The 16,024-nt window shown below is 61.2% G+C and carries 13 protein-coding genes; 10 read left to right on the plus strand and 3 right to left on the minus strand.

Going from position 1 to position 16,024, the window contains the following annotated elements; genetic code table 11:
* Positions 1 to 16 precede the first annotated feature (16 nt).
* Positions 17 to 1,156 (minus strand): saccharopine dehydrogenase family protein, encoded by a 1,140-nt coding sequence (locus tag ACODS0_RS03055; RefSeq protein ID WP_488832724.1) that lies wholly within the window; start codon positions 1,154 to 1,156, stop codon positions 17 to 19.
* 170 nt (positions 1,157 to 1,326) lie between these two features.
* Here ACODS0_RS03055 and ACODS0_RS03060 point away from each other — a divergent pair, with 170 nt between their 5' ends.
* The gene (locus ACODS0_RS03060; protein ID WP_121420212.1) at positions 1,327 to 1,773 is read left to right on the plus strand and encodes an Lrp/AsnC family transcriptional regulator; all 447 of its coding nucleotides are present in this window, start codon (positions 1,327 to 1,329) and stop codon (positions 1,771 to 1,773) included.
* A 97-nt stretch (positions 1,774 to 1,870) separates the two neighbouring features.
* Here ACODS0_RS03060 and ACODS0_RS03065 read toward each other — a convergent pair whose 3' ends face one another.
* Entirely contained in the window at positions 1,871 to 2,458 is a 588-nt protein-coding gene (locus tag ACODS0_RS03065) for a lysophospholipid acyltransferase family protein (RefSeq protein WP_121420213.1), read from the minus strand.
* A gap of 263 nt (positions 2,459 to 2,721) precedes the next feature.
* Here ACODS0_RS03065 and ACODS0_RS03070 point away from each other — a divergent pair, with 263 nt between their 5' ends.
* The 3 genes from ACODS0_RS03070 to ACODS0_RS03080 all read left to right on the plus strand — a co-directional run bounded on the left by ACODS0_RS03070 (position 2,722) and on the right by ACODS0_RS03080 (position 5,762).
* Positions 2,722 to 3,903: an alkane 1-monooxygenase gene (locus tag ACODS0_RS03070; RefSeq protein ID WP_488832729.1), complete on the plus strand. Its 1,182-nt coding sequence runs from the start codon at positions 2,722 to 2,724 to the stop codon at positions 3,901 to 3,903.
* A gap of 283 nt (positions 3,904 to 4,186) precedes the next feature.
* On the plus strand, positions 4,187 to 5,179 hold the full coding sequence (gene dusA / locus ACODS0_RS03075; protein ID WP_488833246.1) for a tRNA dihydrouridine(20/20a) synthase DusA: 993 nt from the start codon (positions 4,187 to 4,189) through the stop codon (positions 5,177 to 5,179).
* A 49-nt stretch (positions 5,180 to 5,228) separates the two neighbouring features.
* The gene (locus tag ACODS0_RS03080; protein ID WP_233573427.1) at positions 5,229 to 5,762 is read left to right on the plus strand and encodes a GNAT family N-acetyltransferase; all 534 of its coding nucleotides are present in this window, start codon (positions 5,229 to 5,231) and stop codon (positions 5,760 to 5,762) included.
* Between the two features lie 55 nt (positions 5,763 to 5,817).
* On the opposite strand, the gene ACODS0_RS03085 is transcribed toward ACODS0_RS03080, so the two are convergent.
* Positions 5,818 to 8,511 carry a bifunctional diguanylate cyclase/phosphodiesterase gene (locus tag ACODS0_RS03085; RefSeq protein ID WP_488832734.1) on the minus strand — a complete coding sequence of 898 codons (2,694 nt, stop codon included), beginning with the start codon at positions 8,509 to 8,511 and terminating at the stop codon, positions 5,818 to 5,820.
* A gap of 341 nt (positions 8,512 to 8,852) precedes the next feature.
* Here ACODS0_RS03085 and ACODS0_RS03090 point away from each other — a divergent pair, with 341 nt between their 5' ends.
* From ACODS0_RS03090 to ACODS0_RS03115, 6 genes are all read left to right on the plus strand, one after another.
* The gene (locus tag ACODS0_RS03090) at positions 8,853 to 9,944 is read left to right on the plus strand and encodes a GTP pyrophosphokinase (RefSeq protein ID WP_218301128.1); all 1,092 of its coding nucleotides are present in this window, start codon (positions 8,853 to 8,855) and stop codon (positions 9,942 to 9,944) included.
* 207 nt (positions 9,945 to 10,151) lie between these two features.
* Positions 10,152 to 11,780: a polyhydroxyalkanoate depolymerase gene (locus tag ACODS0_RS03095; protein WP_488832737.1), complete on the plus strand. Its 1,629-nt coding sequence runs from the start codon at positions 10,152 to 10,154 to the stop codon at positions 11,778 to 11,780.
* A gap of 68 nt (positions 11,781 to 11,848) precedes the next feature.
* Positions 11,849 to 12,475: an RnfABCDGE type electron transport complex subunit B gene (locus ACODS0_RS03100; protein ID WP_488832739.1), complete on the plus strand. Its 627-nt coding sequence runs from the start codon at positions 11,849 to 11,851 to the stop codon at positions 12,473 to 12,475.
* 321 nt (positions 12,476 to 12,796) lie between these two features.
* Positions 12,797 to 13,594: an ABC transporter permease gene (locus ACODS0_RS03105; protein WP_431149310.1), complete on the plus strand. Its 798-nt coding sequence runs from the start codon at positions 12,797 to 12,799 to the stop codon at positions 13,592 to 13,594.
* Between the two features lie 3 nt (positions 13,595 to 13,597).
* Positions 13,598 to 14,899 (plus strand): ABC transporter ATP-binding protein, encoded by a 1,302-nt coding sequence (locus ACODS0_RS03110; protein WP_488832742.1) that lies wholly within the window; start codon positions 13,598 to 13,600, stop codon positions 14,897 to 14,899.
* A gap of 60 nt (positions 14,900 to 14,959) precedes the next feature.
* On the plus strand, positions 14,960 to 16,012 hold the full coding sequence (locus ACODS0_RS03115; protein ID WP_488832744.1) for a glycosyltransferase family 2 protein: 1,053 nt from the start codon (positions 14,960 to 14,962) through the stop codon (positions 16,010 to 16,012).
* Positions 16,013 to 16,024 lie beyond the last annotated feature (12 nt).

Raw genomic sequence — 16,024 nt, forward strand, 5'->3', positions numbered from 1 at the left:
ATTTCAATTTTCCATTTTATACGGCTAAATCTACTTTCAGGCGCTCCCCCGCATATGCCACCCCAAACCGGTTAGCCAGAAAATCCCCCAGCCCCACCGCTTCCTGACCTATAAAACCCCGCTGAGGCAACCGGCCTTGGGCCACCAGGTCCAGTGCTGTGCAGATGCCCGCCGCCGTGGTGAGCTGGATAGCGCTAATTGTGAGCCCCCCCACCTGGGTGCCCACGATGCGGGCGGAGTACGAGTCCTGCACCAGCCGGCCGCCCTTCAGGCCGGATGCGGTGGCAAACACCACGATCACATCCTGGTCGGTGGTCGGAATGGCCGTCTCCAGAATGTCCTTGAGCAGATCGCGCCGGTCACGCAGGCGCAGGTCGTTGAGCAGCAGCTTCAGGATGGCGTTGTGGCCGGGGTAGCGGATGGACTGGTAGTCCACCTGGCGCGCCTTGCCTGCCAGCGTTTCCGTCAAAGTGCCCAGCCCGCCGGAGGTGTTGAACGCCTCGTATTCCACACCGTCGAGCGCAAAGGTTTCCAACCCTTCCAGCGCGGGCACTATGGTGCGCACTCCGTCCACAATGGCCTCGCAGGGGTTGCAGTATTCGTTGATGAGCCCTTCGGTGCTCCAGGTCAGGTTGTAGCGCAGGGCGCCCTGGGGGTAGCGCGGAAGCGCGCCCACGCGCATGCGCAGCGTGTGCAGGGTGTCAAAACGGCGCGCCAAATCGTTGCCCACGATGCCGATGAAACCCGGGGCCAGGCCACATTGGGGCATGAGCACGCTGCGGGCGTTGGCCGCCAGTGCCCGGATGGCCTGGGTGCTTGCCACGTCTTCGGTCAGATCAAAGTAGTGCACTCCGGCTGCGGCACAAAGCGTCGCCACCGGCACGGCGCGGTGAAACGGCAGCGCGTTCAGCACGGCAAAACGGCCGTCGATGGCGGTCTGCAGGCTTGCGTCGTCTGTCGCCAACTGGGTCGAGACGCCTAGCGCAGCCACCTCGGCCAGGCGCGCCGGGTCGCGGTCCACCACCAGGATGTCGTAGTCGCCGGCCTGCAGCAGCAGCAGCGCCATGGCAAAGCCGATGTGGCCCGCGCCCAGGATGGTGATGGCGCGGTGGGAGGCGGCGTGGGAGGCGGTGGAGGTGTTGGAAAGGGTGGTCATGGCGGCACTCCCGGTGGTGGTCACTGCGTGAAGCAGTGAGCGGTGTTGAAGATGCCTTGATGCTAGGCAAGGGTGCTGTCAATGTGTAGCGCTAATAACGTCGAAAAATGCTCCTTGTTTTGCAATAACGGCGAATATGATGGGCGTTATGACTTTTTGAGGACTAGCCGATGGCCCTGGACGACACCGACCGCCAGCTGCTGAGCCTGCTGCAGGCCAATGCCCGCGAGGGCACGGCCACGCTGGCACGTAAGCTGGGGCTGGCCCGCACCACCGTGGTGGCGCGCATCGCACGGCTGGAGCGCTCGGGGGTGGTCGCGGGTTATGGGGTGCGGCTGGGCACCCGGCTCGATGCCACCACCGTGCGGGCCTGGTGCAGCATCAGCGTGCTGCCCAAAACCGCGCCCACCGTGCTGCGCGCGCTGGAGGCCATGGCCGAGGTCGAAGAGGTATCCGCCGTGAGCGGGCCGTTTGACTATCTGGTGTTCTTGCGCTGCACCAGCCATGAGCAGCTCGATGCCCTGCTCGACAAGGTGGGGCAACTGGACGGCGTGCACCAAACGCAGACCAGCATCGTGCTAAGCCGCAAGATTGATCGCCGCAGCGTGGGGGCGTGAGCACCATTAACGCCCGCATTCACTTCATTTTTGATAGCTGCTTGCGCTTTATAGATAAGCGATAGAGCCAAATTTCACCAAAATTCAATGACCTGCATCAGGTCTCGAATTGCTTCGGGTTCTTCCCCTGGATCGGCGCATAAAACGCCTTGATACGCGCCATGTCGCTGTCCAGGTCACCCGTGGGCTCGAACACCGGGCCCAGGCCGCCCACCTTGCGACCATAGTCCACAAACGCGAGCACGATGGGCACGCCCGCCTGCTGAGCGATGAAGTAAAAGCCTGTCTTCCAGTGCCGCGTTTTGCCGCGTGTGCCCTCGGGCGGCACGATGAGCTGCATGGGGCCATCGGCCTCCCGCATCGCCTGGGCCGACGTGGCGACCAGGTTGCCGGACTGCTCCCGGTTCACCGGAATGCCGCCCAGCCAGCGCATCACGCCACCGAACGGCGCCTTGAACAGGCTGTGTTTGCCCATCCAGTACACCCGCAAGCGCAGCGAGAACGCCAGCATCAGCGTGTAAGGCAAGTCCCAGTTGCTGGTGTGGGGCGCGGCAATCAGCACACTTTTGGCGGCGTGGGTGGGCAAGGCGCCTTCAATCTTCCAGCCGGTAATGCGCAGCGTAAAGCGGGAAAAGGCGCGCAGGAGCGTGTTGACAACCGGGGTGTCAAAAATGGTGTGGTGCATGAGGGGGGAGGCAGAAAACAGGCAGCGGCGGTCGTGCCACCGTCAATCGCAAGCGCCGGGAGTATCGCCGATAGCCCCTATGCCCGGTTTTGAGGCAGGGCAACCTGCCCGCGGAGAATCTCCGTTGGCGGCATTGTCAACAATCTTCTCCCGGCCTCACTTTGGTCAAAAAGATCTGGCATTTCGAAGGCGCTTGACCAGAATGACTGGCATGGCTCTCCTTCCCCGGAGCCGCCCCACCACGCCACGCTACGCCCTGGACCATGCTGCAAGCCGCCCGCAACGACGACACCACCTACCGCGACCGCAAGCGGTATGCGTGGCTGTTGTCGCTGGTGGTTCCCTGCACCGTGGCCGTGGGCCCAGCGCTCATGCTCTGGACTGGCGAGGCGCTGACGCTGTGGACGCCGGTGGCGTTTTTCTACCTGGCGGCGCCGTTGCTGGACTGGCTGCTGGGCGTGGACCAGAGCAACCCACCCGAATCCGCCGTGCCGGCGCTGGAGCGAGACCGCTACTACCGCCGCATCACCTACCTGCTGGTGCCGGTGCTGTGGGCGGCTTTTATCTTCAGCACCTGGTTTGTGGCCACGCAGACGTTGCCCTGGCATGGTGTTCTGGCCATGGTGTTGACCACGGGCACGGTGGGCGGCTTCTGCATCAACCTGGGGCATGAGCTGGGCCATAAAAACTCCAAGCTCGAACGCTGGCTGGCCAAGTTGGTACTGGCACCCACGGCCTACGGGCACTTCTTCATCGAACACAACCGGGGCCACCACCGCGACGTGGCGACCCCGGCCGACCCGGCGTCGTCGCGCATGGGCGAGTCGATCTACCGCTTCGCGCTGCGCGAAATGCCCGGAGCCCTGCGCCGGGCCTGGGCGCTGGAGAAAGACCGGCTGGCGCGCCAGCAACAACCGCAGTTTTCCTGGCACAACGAAATCCTGCAGCCCGCGCTGATTACCCTGCTGCTATGGACCGCCCTGGCCCTGTGGCTGGGCCCGTTCGTGCTGCCGTTTCTGGTGGTGGCCTCGTTCTGGGCCAACTTTCAGCTCACCTCGGCCAACTACGTAGAGCACTACGGCCTGCTGCGCACGCAAGACGCCAGCGGCCGCTACGAGCCCTGCCAGCCACACCACTCGTGGAACAGCAACCACCTGTTCTCCAACTGGGCGCTGTTTCACCTGCAACGGCATTCCGACCACCACGCGCATCCGCTGCGGCGCTACCAGTCGCTGCGGCATTTCGACCATGTGCCGCAGCTACCGATTGGCTACTTCGGCATGTTCACCCTGGCCTACGTGCCGCCCCTGTGGCGCCGCGTGATGGACCCACGCCTGCTGGCCATGGCGGGGCGCGATGCAACCCACATCAACATCGACCCGCGCCAGCGCGCCCAGGTGGTGCGCCGCTATGGGCTGCGCGACGGGGCGCAGCCGGTGGGTTAGCACTTCGAAGCGCGCAACCGCACAGCGCTTTGTTGCAAGCCATTCGAACGCTCTGTTTTTGATAGCTACCAGCGCTCGCTGGATAAGCGTTATCGCCCATTTCTATTCAAAACCACACGCTGGTGCTGGCCGCGAGGTCGGTGGGATAATCGCGGCTTTCCAGTTGCAGCCCTGCGGGCGCCTTCGTCCCCACAGGCGCACCCCACGCAACCCCCACCCTCCCCGCTTTTCTAGTTTGCCCGTGGAAACCACCCTGAGCCCCTGGCGCATGTCCGTCGCCCCGATGATGGACTGGACCGACCGCCACTGCCGTTACTTTCACCGGCTGCTGACCCGCCAGACCCTGCTGTACACCGAGATGGTGAACGCGGGCGCCATCATCCATGGCGGCACCGAGCGGCACCTGCGCTTCAACGCCGAAGAGCACCCTGTGGCCCTGCAATTGGGCGGCAACGAGCCCGACAAGCTGGCCGAGGCTGCGCGCCTGGGCGCGCAATGGGGCTACGGCGAAATCAATCTCAACTGCGGCTGCCCCAGCGACCGGGTGCAGCGCGGCGCGTTTGGCGCCAGTCTGATGAAATCGCCTCAGCTGGTGGCCGACTGCGTGAAGGCCATGAAGGACGTGGTCAGCGTGCCCGTCACCGTCAAGCACCGCATCGGCATCGACAAGGTGGAGGACTACGGTTTTGTGCGCGACTTCATCGGCACCGTGGCCGACGCCGGGTGTACCGTGTTCATCGTGCATGCGCGCAACGCCTGGCTGCAAGGCCTCTCCCCCAAGGAAAACCGCGATGTCCCGCCCCTGCGCTACGAGGTGGTGCACCGGCTCAAGGCAGAGTTTCCGCAGTTCACCATCGCCATCAACGGCGGCATCACCACCGATGCGGTGGTGCAAGAGCAGCTCACGCACCTGGACGGCGTGATGATCGGTCGCGAGGCCTACCACAACCCCTGGTGGCTGGCCCGCTGGGACCAGCTCTACTACGGCGAACAAGGTGGTATGCCCTGCCCCCTGACGCGCGAAGAGGTCGAAATCAAGATGGTCGAGTACATGGAGCGCGAGGCTGCCCAGTACGGCACCCCCTGGCCCCACATCGCCCGCCACATGCTGGGCCTGCGCCACAGCCTGCCCGGTGCCCGCATCTGGCGCCAGGTGTGGAGCAACCATCTGCTCAAGGACCGCCCTGCGCGCGAGGTGCATGCGCTGGCGATGCAGGCGTATGCCAACGCGCCTGAATCTTCTGCAGCCCCAGCAGCCCAGGCCCTGGCTGCCTGACGCCGCGCAGCGGGGTGATGGCTTGCGGGCAGAACCAAAGCGTGTGCAAGTGCGCGTAAAAACCCAAGCCACCGCGCCCGTCGCCTTGCGCGCACCCGTGGCAGCGGATGCAGAGCGCTTTGTCACTTTGGCCGAGCGCAGCCAGGCCCTGCATACACCCTGGACCTCGGCGCCATCGACCCCCGAGTCGTTTGCAGCCTATCTAGCGCAGCTGGACACGCCTGCGAACCAGGGTTTTCTGGTGTGCCGGCCGCCCAAAGCGGGCGAAGGCGAACAGATCGCGGGCGTCTTCAATCTCTCACAGATCGTGATGGGCAACTTTCGCAGCGCTTACCTGGGCTACTACGTCTTCGCCGGTTACGAGCGCCAGGGCCTGATGCGTGCGGGCATGCAACAGCTGCTGCGCCACGCCTTTGGGCCACTGAAGCTGCACCGGCTGGAGGCGAACATCCAGCCCGGCAACGCAGCGTCCATTGCGCTGGTGCGGGCCTGTGGCTTCCGGCAAGAAGGCTTTTCGCCCCGCTACCTCAAGATCAATGGCCGCTGGCGGGACCATGAACGCTGGGCGTTCGTGGCCCATTGAGCCACCTTCGGCTCCTGATCGGGCTGCGCAGCACTTTCCCCAAGCGCGCAGCGCATCATTGCGTTGAAGTCAGCCTACCCAGCCACGCCGCCAGCGGCTCCGGCCGCCCGAACAGGTAGCCCTGCAGGCAGTCACACTGGCTCGCCACCAGAAAATCTGCTTGTGCACGGGTTTCCACCCCCTCGGCCACCACGCGCAGGTTCAGGTGGCTGGCGACCGAGATGATGGACTGCACGATGGCGGTGTCGCTGGGGTCGTCAGGGGTGTCGTCCACAAAACTTTTGTCGATCTTGAGCTCATACAGCGGCAGCCGCTTGAGGTAGGCCAGGCTCGAATATCCGGTGCCGAAGTCGTCGATGGAAAAGCGCACGCCCAGGCCCACGATTTCGGTCATGCGGGCGATGGTGTCGTCCAGGTCTTCGATGAGCAGGCTCTCGGTCACTTCGAGGATCAGGTTGGCTGGATGGGCGCCGGTGTGGGCCAGCATGTGGCGCACGCGCTCGACAAAGTCGTCCTGGCGGAACTGCCGCTCGCTCACGTTGACCGACAGCGACAGCTCGCGCCCCGCAGCCTGCAGGCGCGCCAGGGTTTCGCAGGCCTGCTGGATCATCCAGTCGCCCATGCGCAGGATCAGGCCCGAGGCTTCGGCGATGGGGATGAAGCGGCCGGGCGGCACATTGCCGCGCGTGGGGTGGTCCCAGCGCATCAGCAACTCGCCGCCCACCACGGTGCCGGATGCGTCCACCTGGCTCTGCACGAATGCAGCCAGCTGGCCCAGAGCGTGGGCTTTCTTCAGGTCCTGCTCCAGCGCCAGGCGCTCCTGCACATCGGCCTGCATGGCCGCTTCATAAAAGCGGATGCGGTTGCGGCCCAGGTCCTTGGCGCGGTACATGGCGGTGTCGGCCTCGCGCAGCAAGTCTTCCACGCCTTCGCCACGCTTGGGGAACAGCGTAATGCCGATGCTGCCCGTGGTGCTGTAGAGGTGCGTGTCGATGGTGTATGGCGCCTCCAGGGCAGTGCGGATTTCTTCGGCCACCAGCAGGGCCTGGCGCCCGGCGGCCTCCATGTCGGTCGCCACGTTGTGCGCCAGCACCACAAACTCGTCCCCGCCCAGGCGGGCCACAGTGTCGCCGGGGCGCAGCTGCTGCGTGAGGCGCTGCGCCACCTGCATGAGCAGCGTGTCGCCCAGCGTGTGCCCCCGCGCGTCGTTGATCTGCTTGAAGTTGTCGAGGTCGATGTACAGCACGGCGCCCACCTGCGCCGTTTGCTGGGCGCTGCGCAAGGCGTGCTCCATACGGTCCAGGAGCATGCGCCGGTTGGGCAGGCCGGTGAGCGCGTCGAAATAGGCCAGCTGGTGCGTGCGCGCCTCGGCCTGCTTGCGCTCGGTGATGTCGCGCGAGAGCGCGATGAACCGGGGTTCATCGCCCGGCGCAGCGCTTTCCTTGCGGGCGATGGACAGCTCAAACCAGTGCGTAGCACCCTGGAGTTCCAGGCGGTACTGATGGCCCGCCGAATAGCCAGTTCGGTCCGCGGCCTCCAGCGCTGCATGGCAGCCTGCGGCGGCCTCGGGCGGGACCACGTCGCGCAGCAAGCGACCCAGAAACATCTCGGGCGGCACGGCCAGTGCTTCGGACCGCGCCGACCGGTAGTGGTAGATGCAGCCATCCAGCCCCACCTCGAACAACAGGTCGGGGATGGCGTTGAGCGTGCTCTCCAGGTCATCGCGCGTGGCGCGCAGCTCCGCCGTCATGTCGCGTGCCAGTGCCACGGCCCGCTCGCGCCCCGTGGCCAAGAGCCAGGTGAACCAAGCGAGCAACAGGCTCAGCACCGTGCCCATCAGGGCCACAGGGTGGTGCCCCTCATCCTGAAAACGCGCCGCAAACGCAGGCAGGGGCGACATTTGCAACACCCAGCGGCGGCCACCCAGTTCCAGCACACGCCGTGCCTGCAGACCCGACGGGACATCTCCTTGCACAGCGGCCTGGTGCACAACGTTGCTAAATAGCAGGGTTTGAGCACCTGCGCTGGTGTCGTCGGTGATCTGAAAGCCGATGTCGGCATCAAACTCGCGCGACATGCCGTGGATCACGTCTTCCAGGAGGAACGGCGCAGACACCCAGCCGGCAAGGCCTGCACGCCGACCATGCACTGCGCGTGTATCGACGCCCGCGCCATACAGCGGCATGTACATGACCAGCCCCGGGCCGCTGTTTTGCAGCAGCGTCAACTGGCCGGACAAGGCGAGCTCTCCGGTGTCACGGGCCCGGTCCAGTGCTTCCTTTGCTGGGGGAAGTGTCAGCACATCGAATCCCAGCGCCTTGAGGTTGTTGCCCTCCAAGGGCTCGATGTGGGTGATGGGCGCCAGCACCTCGCGCGCACCTTCGGGGCGCACGGTGTACTGGGCAAAACCGCGCTGGCGCATGTCATCCAGGTGTGCCGCCAGCGCCGAAGCGGGTAGCTGCATGACGAGCGAAACCCCCTGCAGGCCAGGGCGCGTTTCACGCAGCTGGAGCGCCCCCACATAGGCCTGAAACTCGGCCCGATCGATGCGCTCGGACCCTTCAAAATACCCCTTGACTCCGCGAAGCACCACCTCGTAGGTGGCCATCCGGTCCTTGAGGTTGTAGGCGATCTGGTCGGCCGCAACCTGAAAGTTCTGCTCCTGCTTGGCGCGGGCACCGCTCTCGGCGCTCTGCCAGTACAAGAACGTCAGCCCCAGGGTCAGCAGCCCCACCAGAGGTGGCAGCACGACGGGAACCCACCGGTGGCTGGTGGTCCCCTTCCCTCCTCCAGAGGAAGGCGCCAAGGGTGTGGACCCAGCGGCTGCATCGACGATCCCTGCCGGAGAATGTTGGGTCATTGCGTTCTGGGTGGTATACCCGCCACGGTCGGCAAAAGCCACCGCCGTGGCGATCTGCACCATTATGGGCATCTGTCCGGCACAAGAAAGCTGTATTTGCGCAAACACTTTGCACACAGGGCAACGCCGGGCGGGCATTGTTGGATATGCTTCCTGCGCACCCTCCTCAACACCGCACTAGGGGCCTGAGCACGCCCCCACCCACCACCCTCGCACACCAAAGAACCAGCATGCCATCGCTTGATTTCGACCTGGAGGAATCCCATTTCCGCGCGTTCTACGCAGAGCAATCCGCTGCGCTGGAAACCGCCTGCGCCGCCTTCACCGCCATGGTGGCCGCCGTGGTCACGCAGTCGGGTGGGGTAGAGATCGCCAAGGTGGAGGGCCGCGTCAAGGATGTGGATGAATGCATCCGCAAGTTCGTGCGCAAATACCGCCCGGCGCTGGAGGAAAACAACACGCCCTATGAGATCCAGCACTACATCACCGACCTGGTCGGCGTGCGTGTGGTGTGCCTGTACGAGGACGAGCTGGAGAAAATTGCGGCCATCGTGCGCGGGCACTTTGCCGTGATCGATGTCACCGACAAGGTGACGGCGGTGGAAAGCACCGAGGCCTCATTTGGCTACAAAGGCCTGCATCTGGACCTCAAGCTCAGCCATGCCGAACGCACGCAGCCTGAGCATGCAGCCTATGCCCACCTGCCGTTCGAGCTGCAGGTGCGCACCATCATCCAGGACTCCTGGAGCGTGCTGGACCACAGGATCAAGTACAAGAAATCGATCCCAGGCGAACTCAAGCGCCGCATCAATGTGCTGTCAGCCCTGTTCGAGCTGGCCGACCGCGAGTTCCGCCAGATCCGCGACGCCACGGCCGCCGAACTGCTGCAAGCCCCCGACGAAACCGCCGAGCCGCTGCCCGACCCTGCCAGCGCCGACAACACGCAGGCCCCTAGCAAGGCCCAAGCCCCCAGCAGCGAGCTCAACGCGTTCACCTTCCTCAAGATTGCAACGCACTTCTTCAAGGATTTTGAGTTCGAGCCTTCCAAGGTAGACGGTTTTGTGGACGACATTCAGGCGTGGTCCCGGGGCATGACGCGGGCCCGCTTCAATGCGCTGATGCGCGAGACCGTGGGCGTGGTCAAGCGCTACAAGCAGCACTTCGAAGAACAAAACCCTCAGGCCAGCTTCAATCCGTATACCGTGATCCGGCATTGCCTGTACCTGAGTAACAAGACCGCGTTCCGCCCCGCCCTGCGCAACTCGGCCCGGGAGTCGTTCGAGGCGTGGCTGCAGGAGCAGGCTGAGCCAAAGCCGCAATAATTTGAGAAAAATTGGGCCCTACCGCTCGTCCAGATTAAATTTACAGCTATCTATTCAATAGCAATTTGACTGGCATCGGCTTATTGGACAAGCTCTAAGTGAGACGCCCTAATCTGTCGCATAGGTGACTTGGCATTGGTGGTTTTCCTCCATGCGCTTGTTACGAAGTGCTGTTATATTGCACTGCAACATAACGGAGTTTCGCCCATGCTGTATCACATCTACGAAACCCAGCGCTCCCTGATGGAGCCCTTTACCGATTTCGCGCAGGCTGCTGCCAAGCTGTTCAGCAACCCCATGTCCCCCTTCAGCGAAAGCCCGCTGGCGCAGCGCATGTCTGCGGGCTACGAACTGCTGTATCGCCTGGGCAAGGACTACGAAAAGCCCGCTTTCGAGATCCATACGGTGGATGTGGACGGCGTCGGTGTGGCAGTGCACGAACGCATCGAGATGGACAAGCCGTTCTGCGAACTGCGCCGCTTCAAGCGTTTCTCGGACGACACCGCCACCTTGACCAAGCTCAAGGCCCAGCCTGTGGTGCTGATCGTGGCGCCCTTGTCGGGGCACTACGCCACTTTGCTGCGCGACACCGTGCGCACCATGCTCAAGGACCACAAGGTCTACATCACCGACTGGAAGAATGCCCGGCTGGTCCCCCTGGCCGAGGGCGAGTTCCACCTCGACGACTACGTGAATTACGTGCAGGAGTTCATCCGCCACCTGCAGGGCATCTACGGCAACTGCCATGTGATCAGCGTGTGCCAGCCCACCGTGCCCGTGCTGGCCGCCGTGTCCCTGATGGCCAGCCGTGGCGAAACCACGCCGCTGACGATGACCATGATGGGTGGCCCCATCGACGCCCGCAAATCCCCGACTTCGGTGAACAACCTGGCGACAAACCGTAGCTTTGAGTGGTTCGAGAACAACGTGATCTACCGCGTGCCCGAGAACTTCCCCGGCGCAGGGCGGCGCGTGTACCCAGGTTTTCTGCAGTACACCGGCTTTGTGGCCATGAACCCGGACCGCCACGCCAGCAGCCACTATGACTACTTCAAGGACCTGATCAAGGGCGACGACGCCAGCGCCGAGGCCCACCGCAAGTTCTACGACGAGTACAACGCCGTGCTCGACATGGACGCCGACTACTACCTGGAAACCATCCAGACCGTTTTCCAGGACTACAAACTGGTGCACGGCACCTGGGATGTGCGCTCCCCCGACGGCAAGATCGAGCGCGTGCGCCCGCAGGACATCACCACCACCGCCCTGTTCACGGTGGAAGGTGAGCTTGACGACATCTCCGGCTCGGGCCAGACCGAAGCCGCGCACGATCTGTGCAGCGGCATCGTGCGCAAGGAACAGCGCCATCTGGAGGCCAAGGGCGCGGGCCACTATGGCATTTTCAGCGGCCGGCGCTGGCGCGAAGTGGTCTACCCCCAGGTACGCGCTTTCATCCTGGAACACGAAAAGCCCCAGGCGAAAATCGCAGCTCCCGTCACGGAAACGCCGGACGACAACCCCCCCTACCGCGCAGCAGCAACAACAAAATCCGCAGCGCCCGCCCCCAAGGCAGCCGCCAAGCCACTCGTCAAAACCGTCGCCACAGCGGCTGTAAAAGCGCCCATCAAAGCAGCCGCCAAAACGCCAACCAAGCCCACGGCCAAGGCGCCTGCGGCGGTGGCCACCCGCTGGGTGGCACCAGCACCCGCAGCCGCCACCAGCAAGCCCACCGGCGCTGCCGCACCCGCTGATGTGGGCGTTGCCACGCTAGCGAAGACTACGGTGACCGCCGCGGCATCTGCCCGCACCCGCCGCAATGCGGCGCGCAAGGCTTGAGCCCCCCCCGGCCAGCTTCTGCATCAACTGCCGCCGTCCTCACGCTTGCGGCGCGGATTGACGCGGCCTTGCCCCAGACACAGTGCACACGCTGCGGCTATCCAGACTGCGCCACATACGCCCGGGCCATTGCCGAAGAGGGCGTGCCCATCAACCAGTGCCCCCCTGGGGGCTCTGAGGGCATCGCCCGCCTCGCAGCCATCACGGGGCAAGCACCGCTGCCGCTGAGTGCGGAGCATGGTGTGGAAGCCCCACGCACCGTGGCGTACATCGACGAAGCCTGGTGTATCGGCTGCATGCTGTGCATCAAGGCCTGCCCCACCGATGCCATCGTGGGCTCCCACAAGAAAATGCACACCGTTGTCGAGCCCTATTGCACCGGGTGCGAGCTGTGCATTCCGGTGTGCCCTGTGGATTGCATCCAGCTCGAAAACGCCAGCGGGAATGCCACCGGCTGGGCCGCATGGTCGGGTCCTTTGGCGCAACAGGCGCGCCTGCGCTACCAGGCACACCGTGAACGCCTGCCCTTGGAAGCAGTACCGGACGCGGATGATGAAACCCCTCCGTCCTCCGTTGACAACGGCCCTGTCCCTGCCTCCCTCGCAGATACCGCCACGGCGCAGGTTGCCCGCCAGGCCACCATTGCAGCAGCCCTGGAGCGAGCCCGCCAGCGGCGGTCACAAGCTCCGCGCTAGGTTGGGGGCTCTGAGCAAGAGCCCTCTTCATCCGCCCAGGTCGACAAGGACCGGGAAATCTTCAGGCCCAGCCCTCCGTGGCACTTTGAGGGAAGACAAAACCCGCAAAATCGAGCACATTGGAGCAAATTTCACGTTCAGACGGCGCATCGAACAGCCCCCCCGCTGCAGGGCAACCTTCAATGATTCAATAAGAGCGTCCCCACCCGCCCGCCTAGCACAGATCTTCTCGACAATGCACATCGCGCAATATTAGGCTGGGATTAATGACTATACCAACCAAATCAATACAGCCGCGATTTCAAATGGAATGTGCAATCCATGCAATCTAGCCTTCCCACCACATTGTGGCGGCACCGCAGTTTGGTCCTTGAACTCGTCAAGCGTGAATTTTCCAGCCAATATCGCGGCTCCTTTGGCGGAATATTTTGGTCGCTGGTGCAACCCCTCTTTTTACTGACCATTTACATTATCGCATTTGGAGTAATTCTCAAATCTCGCTGGAACAATGCAGGCAGCGCGGCTGACTATGCATTCATGTTATTCGCCGGGTTGATTATTTTCAATGCATTTTCAGAAGTCCTGAATAAATCACCTCTTCTGATAGCAAGGAACCCCAACTTCGTGAAGAAGGTGGTTTTCCCACTAGAGCTATTGCCCGTCGTTACAGTAGGAGTAGCCTACCTTCAGGCATTACTGGGTACAGCGATTTTACTGGCGGGATATATAGTTTTCATGGGGAAGCCTTCACCCACGGTGCTTCTTTTTCCCTTTATCCTGCTGTGCTTTTCACCCATGCTGCTGGGGTTGGCATGGCTTCTCTCCGCTGTGGGCGTTGCGGTGAAGGACATCGGCCAGCTGACAGGCATGCTCAGCCACTGCCTTCTCTTCCTAACCCCGATTTTCTACAGCATGGATTCCGCCCCTGAGTTGTTGAAGAATTTGCTGATGCTCAATCCTCTGACCTTTATTGTCGAGCAGTTTCGCCTCGTGCTTCTGACGGGGGGACTGCCCTCCTTCTTGGGGCTTGCGGTCTATACCGGCCTTGCCAGTGCTTTTTCGTGGGCCTCGTTGATACTGTTCAGACGGCTGCGCACAACGTTTGCGGACATGGTTTGAGCGATGTCGGACATTGTCATTTCCGTACAGGATGTCAGCAAGTGCTATCGGGTATTCGACAATCAGCGCTCACGCCTCCTGCATGCATTGTCTCCTAGGCACACTGAAGGAATGCAGGAAATATGGGCACTGAAAGACATCAACCTCGAGGTCAGGCGGGGTGAATCGCTGGGGGTCATCGGCCGCAACGGCAGTGGCAAAAGTACCTTGCTGGAAATAGTGACCCAGACCCTGACTCCGACGACCGGCAAGGTACAGGTGAATGGGCGAGTTGCCGCATTGCTGGAATTAGGCAGCGGGTTCAACCCGGAATACACAGGCCGGGAAAACGTCCTGCTGAATGGCTTGTTGATGGGATTGACGCGATCAGATGTAGAGCGCCAATTCGACGACATCGCCGCATTTGCTGATATTGGCGATGTGCTGGACCGGCAGGTCAAAACCTATTCGAGTGGCATGCTTGTTCGCCTGGCTTTTGCCGTACAGGTAGCATTGACACCAGATATATTGATTGTTGATGAAGCACTGAGCGTAGGAGATTATTTTTTCCAGCAGAAATGTTTTGGACGCCTTCGAAAAATGCGGGAAGACGGTTTGACCCTGCTTTTCGTCTCACACGACATGGGGACGGTACGTGATCTTTGCAAAACAGCCCTCTATTTGCGTCATGGCATGGCTCAATTCATGGGCGACAGCGGATCCGCGATACGGCACTATTTCAATGAGGATGCGCCGATACTGCCTGCACACACCACGAAAACACCCACCTCACACCTTGTTGCAGACACTGCGGATGCTCAAAATCCCATGATTTTCAACAATGCGTTCTGGACCAAACCTCAAAACCTTCGCAACAGGTTGATGGCAGTTAGCATCCAGGATCACAATGAGAACGAAATCGGGCATGCCAGAATGGGTTCTGATGTATATATAAAGGTACATTACCAAAGCCATCTGGATGATGTCGGCACGACAGTGGCATTGGCAATAAAAAACCGCTTTGACCAGGTTATTTTTGTCACCAATGCCCGGCGCTTGGGCGTGGAAGACTGCGAAACAGAAAAAGGGAGCAGCGCAGTTTTTGTATTCAAGGTGACGCTGGCCATGGAAGCGGGACTTTATTCCTTGAAAATTGGTATTCACCAACCAACCGGCATCAACAAGGGCAGAGAAATCGATAGTACTGGCTGGTTTGGGCCATTCAGGGTTGACTGGGACTATGAGACAGAATCAGCACCATTTCTCGGGATGTTCGGACTCCCGGCAAGTGGAGAATTTATGGCAATAACCTCTGTGCACAAGTGACACCTAACAACTTTCCGCTAATATACAGATATTGCCATAGCATTTCGCCGTACAGTTTCAGTGGAGATTGAATTGCAGGAATATAAAAAAAATCCAGAAAAATGGCTTGCAAAGTTCTTTGCAATCATCAAGAAGCCATACCAACCGCTTGGTACTTTCAGAATAATTTTGCATATCTATTTTTCAGCATTTCGCCCATTGCGTCCTATTCTTCGACATGTTGCAGCCCCCTTCAAGCCGCGGCTAGGCAATCTCAATCAGTATGCGCCAAGGCCCATGGTGCCGCCTGGAGTGATACCAAAGACGCAATTATCTACAATTTTCCCCAAAATTTCGCTGATCACACCTTCATTTAAGCAGGGTAATTTCATTGAAAATACAATAACAAGTGTTCTGGACCAAGAATATCCCAATCTGGAATATTTCATTCAGGATGGCGGCTCCCAGGACGAAACTATCTCCGTTCTGAAAAAATTCGAAGAAAAATTAACCGGATGGGTATCCGAAAAGGATACGGGGCAATCGCAAGCGATCAACCGGGGTTTCGCACGAACGACGGGTGAAATCATGGCGTGGCTCAATTCAGACGACCTGCTCTTGCCGGGCGCCTTGAGCACCGTCGCAGACTACTTTGCCCGCCATCCCGATGTTGACGTGGTCTATGGAGACCGCTTGCTCATCGATCGAAATGGAATGGAGATTGGTCGCTGGATCATGCCAGGGCATGACAACACCGTATTGTCTTGGGCAGACTATATTCCGCAGGAAACACTCTTCTGGCGGCGACGCATCTGGGACAAGACCGGTGCCCAAGTCGACGAATCATTCAGGTTTGCCATGGACTGGGATTTGCTGATCCGTTTCCGGGACGCCGGTGCAAACTTTTCCCACATCCCCCGCTTCCTGGGTGCATTCCGGGTTCATGAACACCAAAAGACTTCTGCCAATATCAATGACATTGGCCAGCAGGAAATGAGCCGGATACGCGAGAAAATCCTCGGCAGAGTCCCTGACTATAAAGAGATACGGAATGCCGTGCTTCCCTATCTCTCAAGGCACATGCTTCGCGATTTGGCATTCCGGATGCGGCAACCACTCAAGCGTGCACATTGAGCTGGGTGGAGC

The organism is Acidovorax sp. FG60 (assembly GCF_057808995.1).

What these genes read in the sequence shown, in the direction of transcription:
- ACODS0_RS03055 (WP_488832724.1), bottom strand. Translation starts at nt 1,156, where the DNA reads ATGACCACCCTTTCCAACACCTCCACCGCCTCCCACGCCGCCTCCCAC.
- ACODS0_RS03060 (WP_121420212.1), top strand. Translation starts at nt 1,327, where the DNA reads ATGGCCCTGGACGACACCGACCGCCAGCTGCTGAGCCTGCTGCAGGCC.
- ACODS0_RS03065 (WP_121420213.1), bottom strand. Translation starts at nt 2,458, where the DNA reads ATGCACCACACCATTTTTGACACCCCGGTTGTCAACACGCTCCTGCGC.
- ACODS0_RS03070 (WP_488832729.1), top strand. Translation starts at nt 2,722, where the DNA reads ATGCTGCAAGCCGCCCGCAACGACGACACCACCTACCGCGACCGCAAG.
- dusA (WP_488833246.1), top strand. Translation starts at nt 4,187, where the DNA reads ATGATGGACTGGACCGACCGCCACTGCCGTTACTTTCACCGGCTGCTG.
- ACODS0_RS03090 (WP_218301128.1), top strand. Translation starts at nt 8,853, where the DNA reads ATGCCATCGCTTGATTTCGACCTGGAGGAATCCCATTTCCGCGCGTTC.
- ACODS0_RS03095 (WP_488832737.1), top strand. Translation starts at nt 10,152, where the DNA reads ATGCTGTATCACATCTACGAAACCCAGCGCTCCCTGATGGAGCCCTTT.
- ACODS0_RS03105 (WP_431149310.1), top strand. Translation starts at nt 12,797, where the DNA reads ATGCAATCTAGCCTTCCCACCACATTGTGGCGGCACCGCAGTTTGGTC.
- ACODS0_RS03110 (WP_488832742.1), top strand. Translation starts at nt 13,598, where the DNA reads ATGTCGGACATTGTCATTTCCGTACAGGATGTCAGCAAGTGCTATCGG.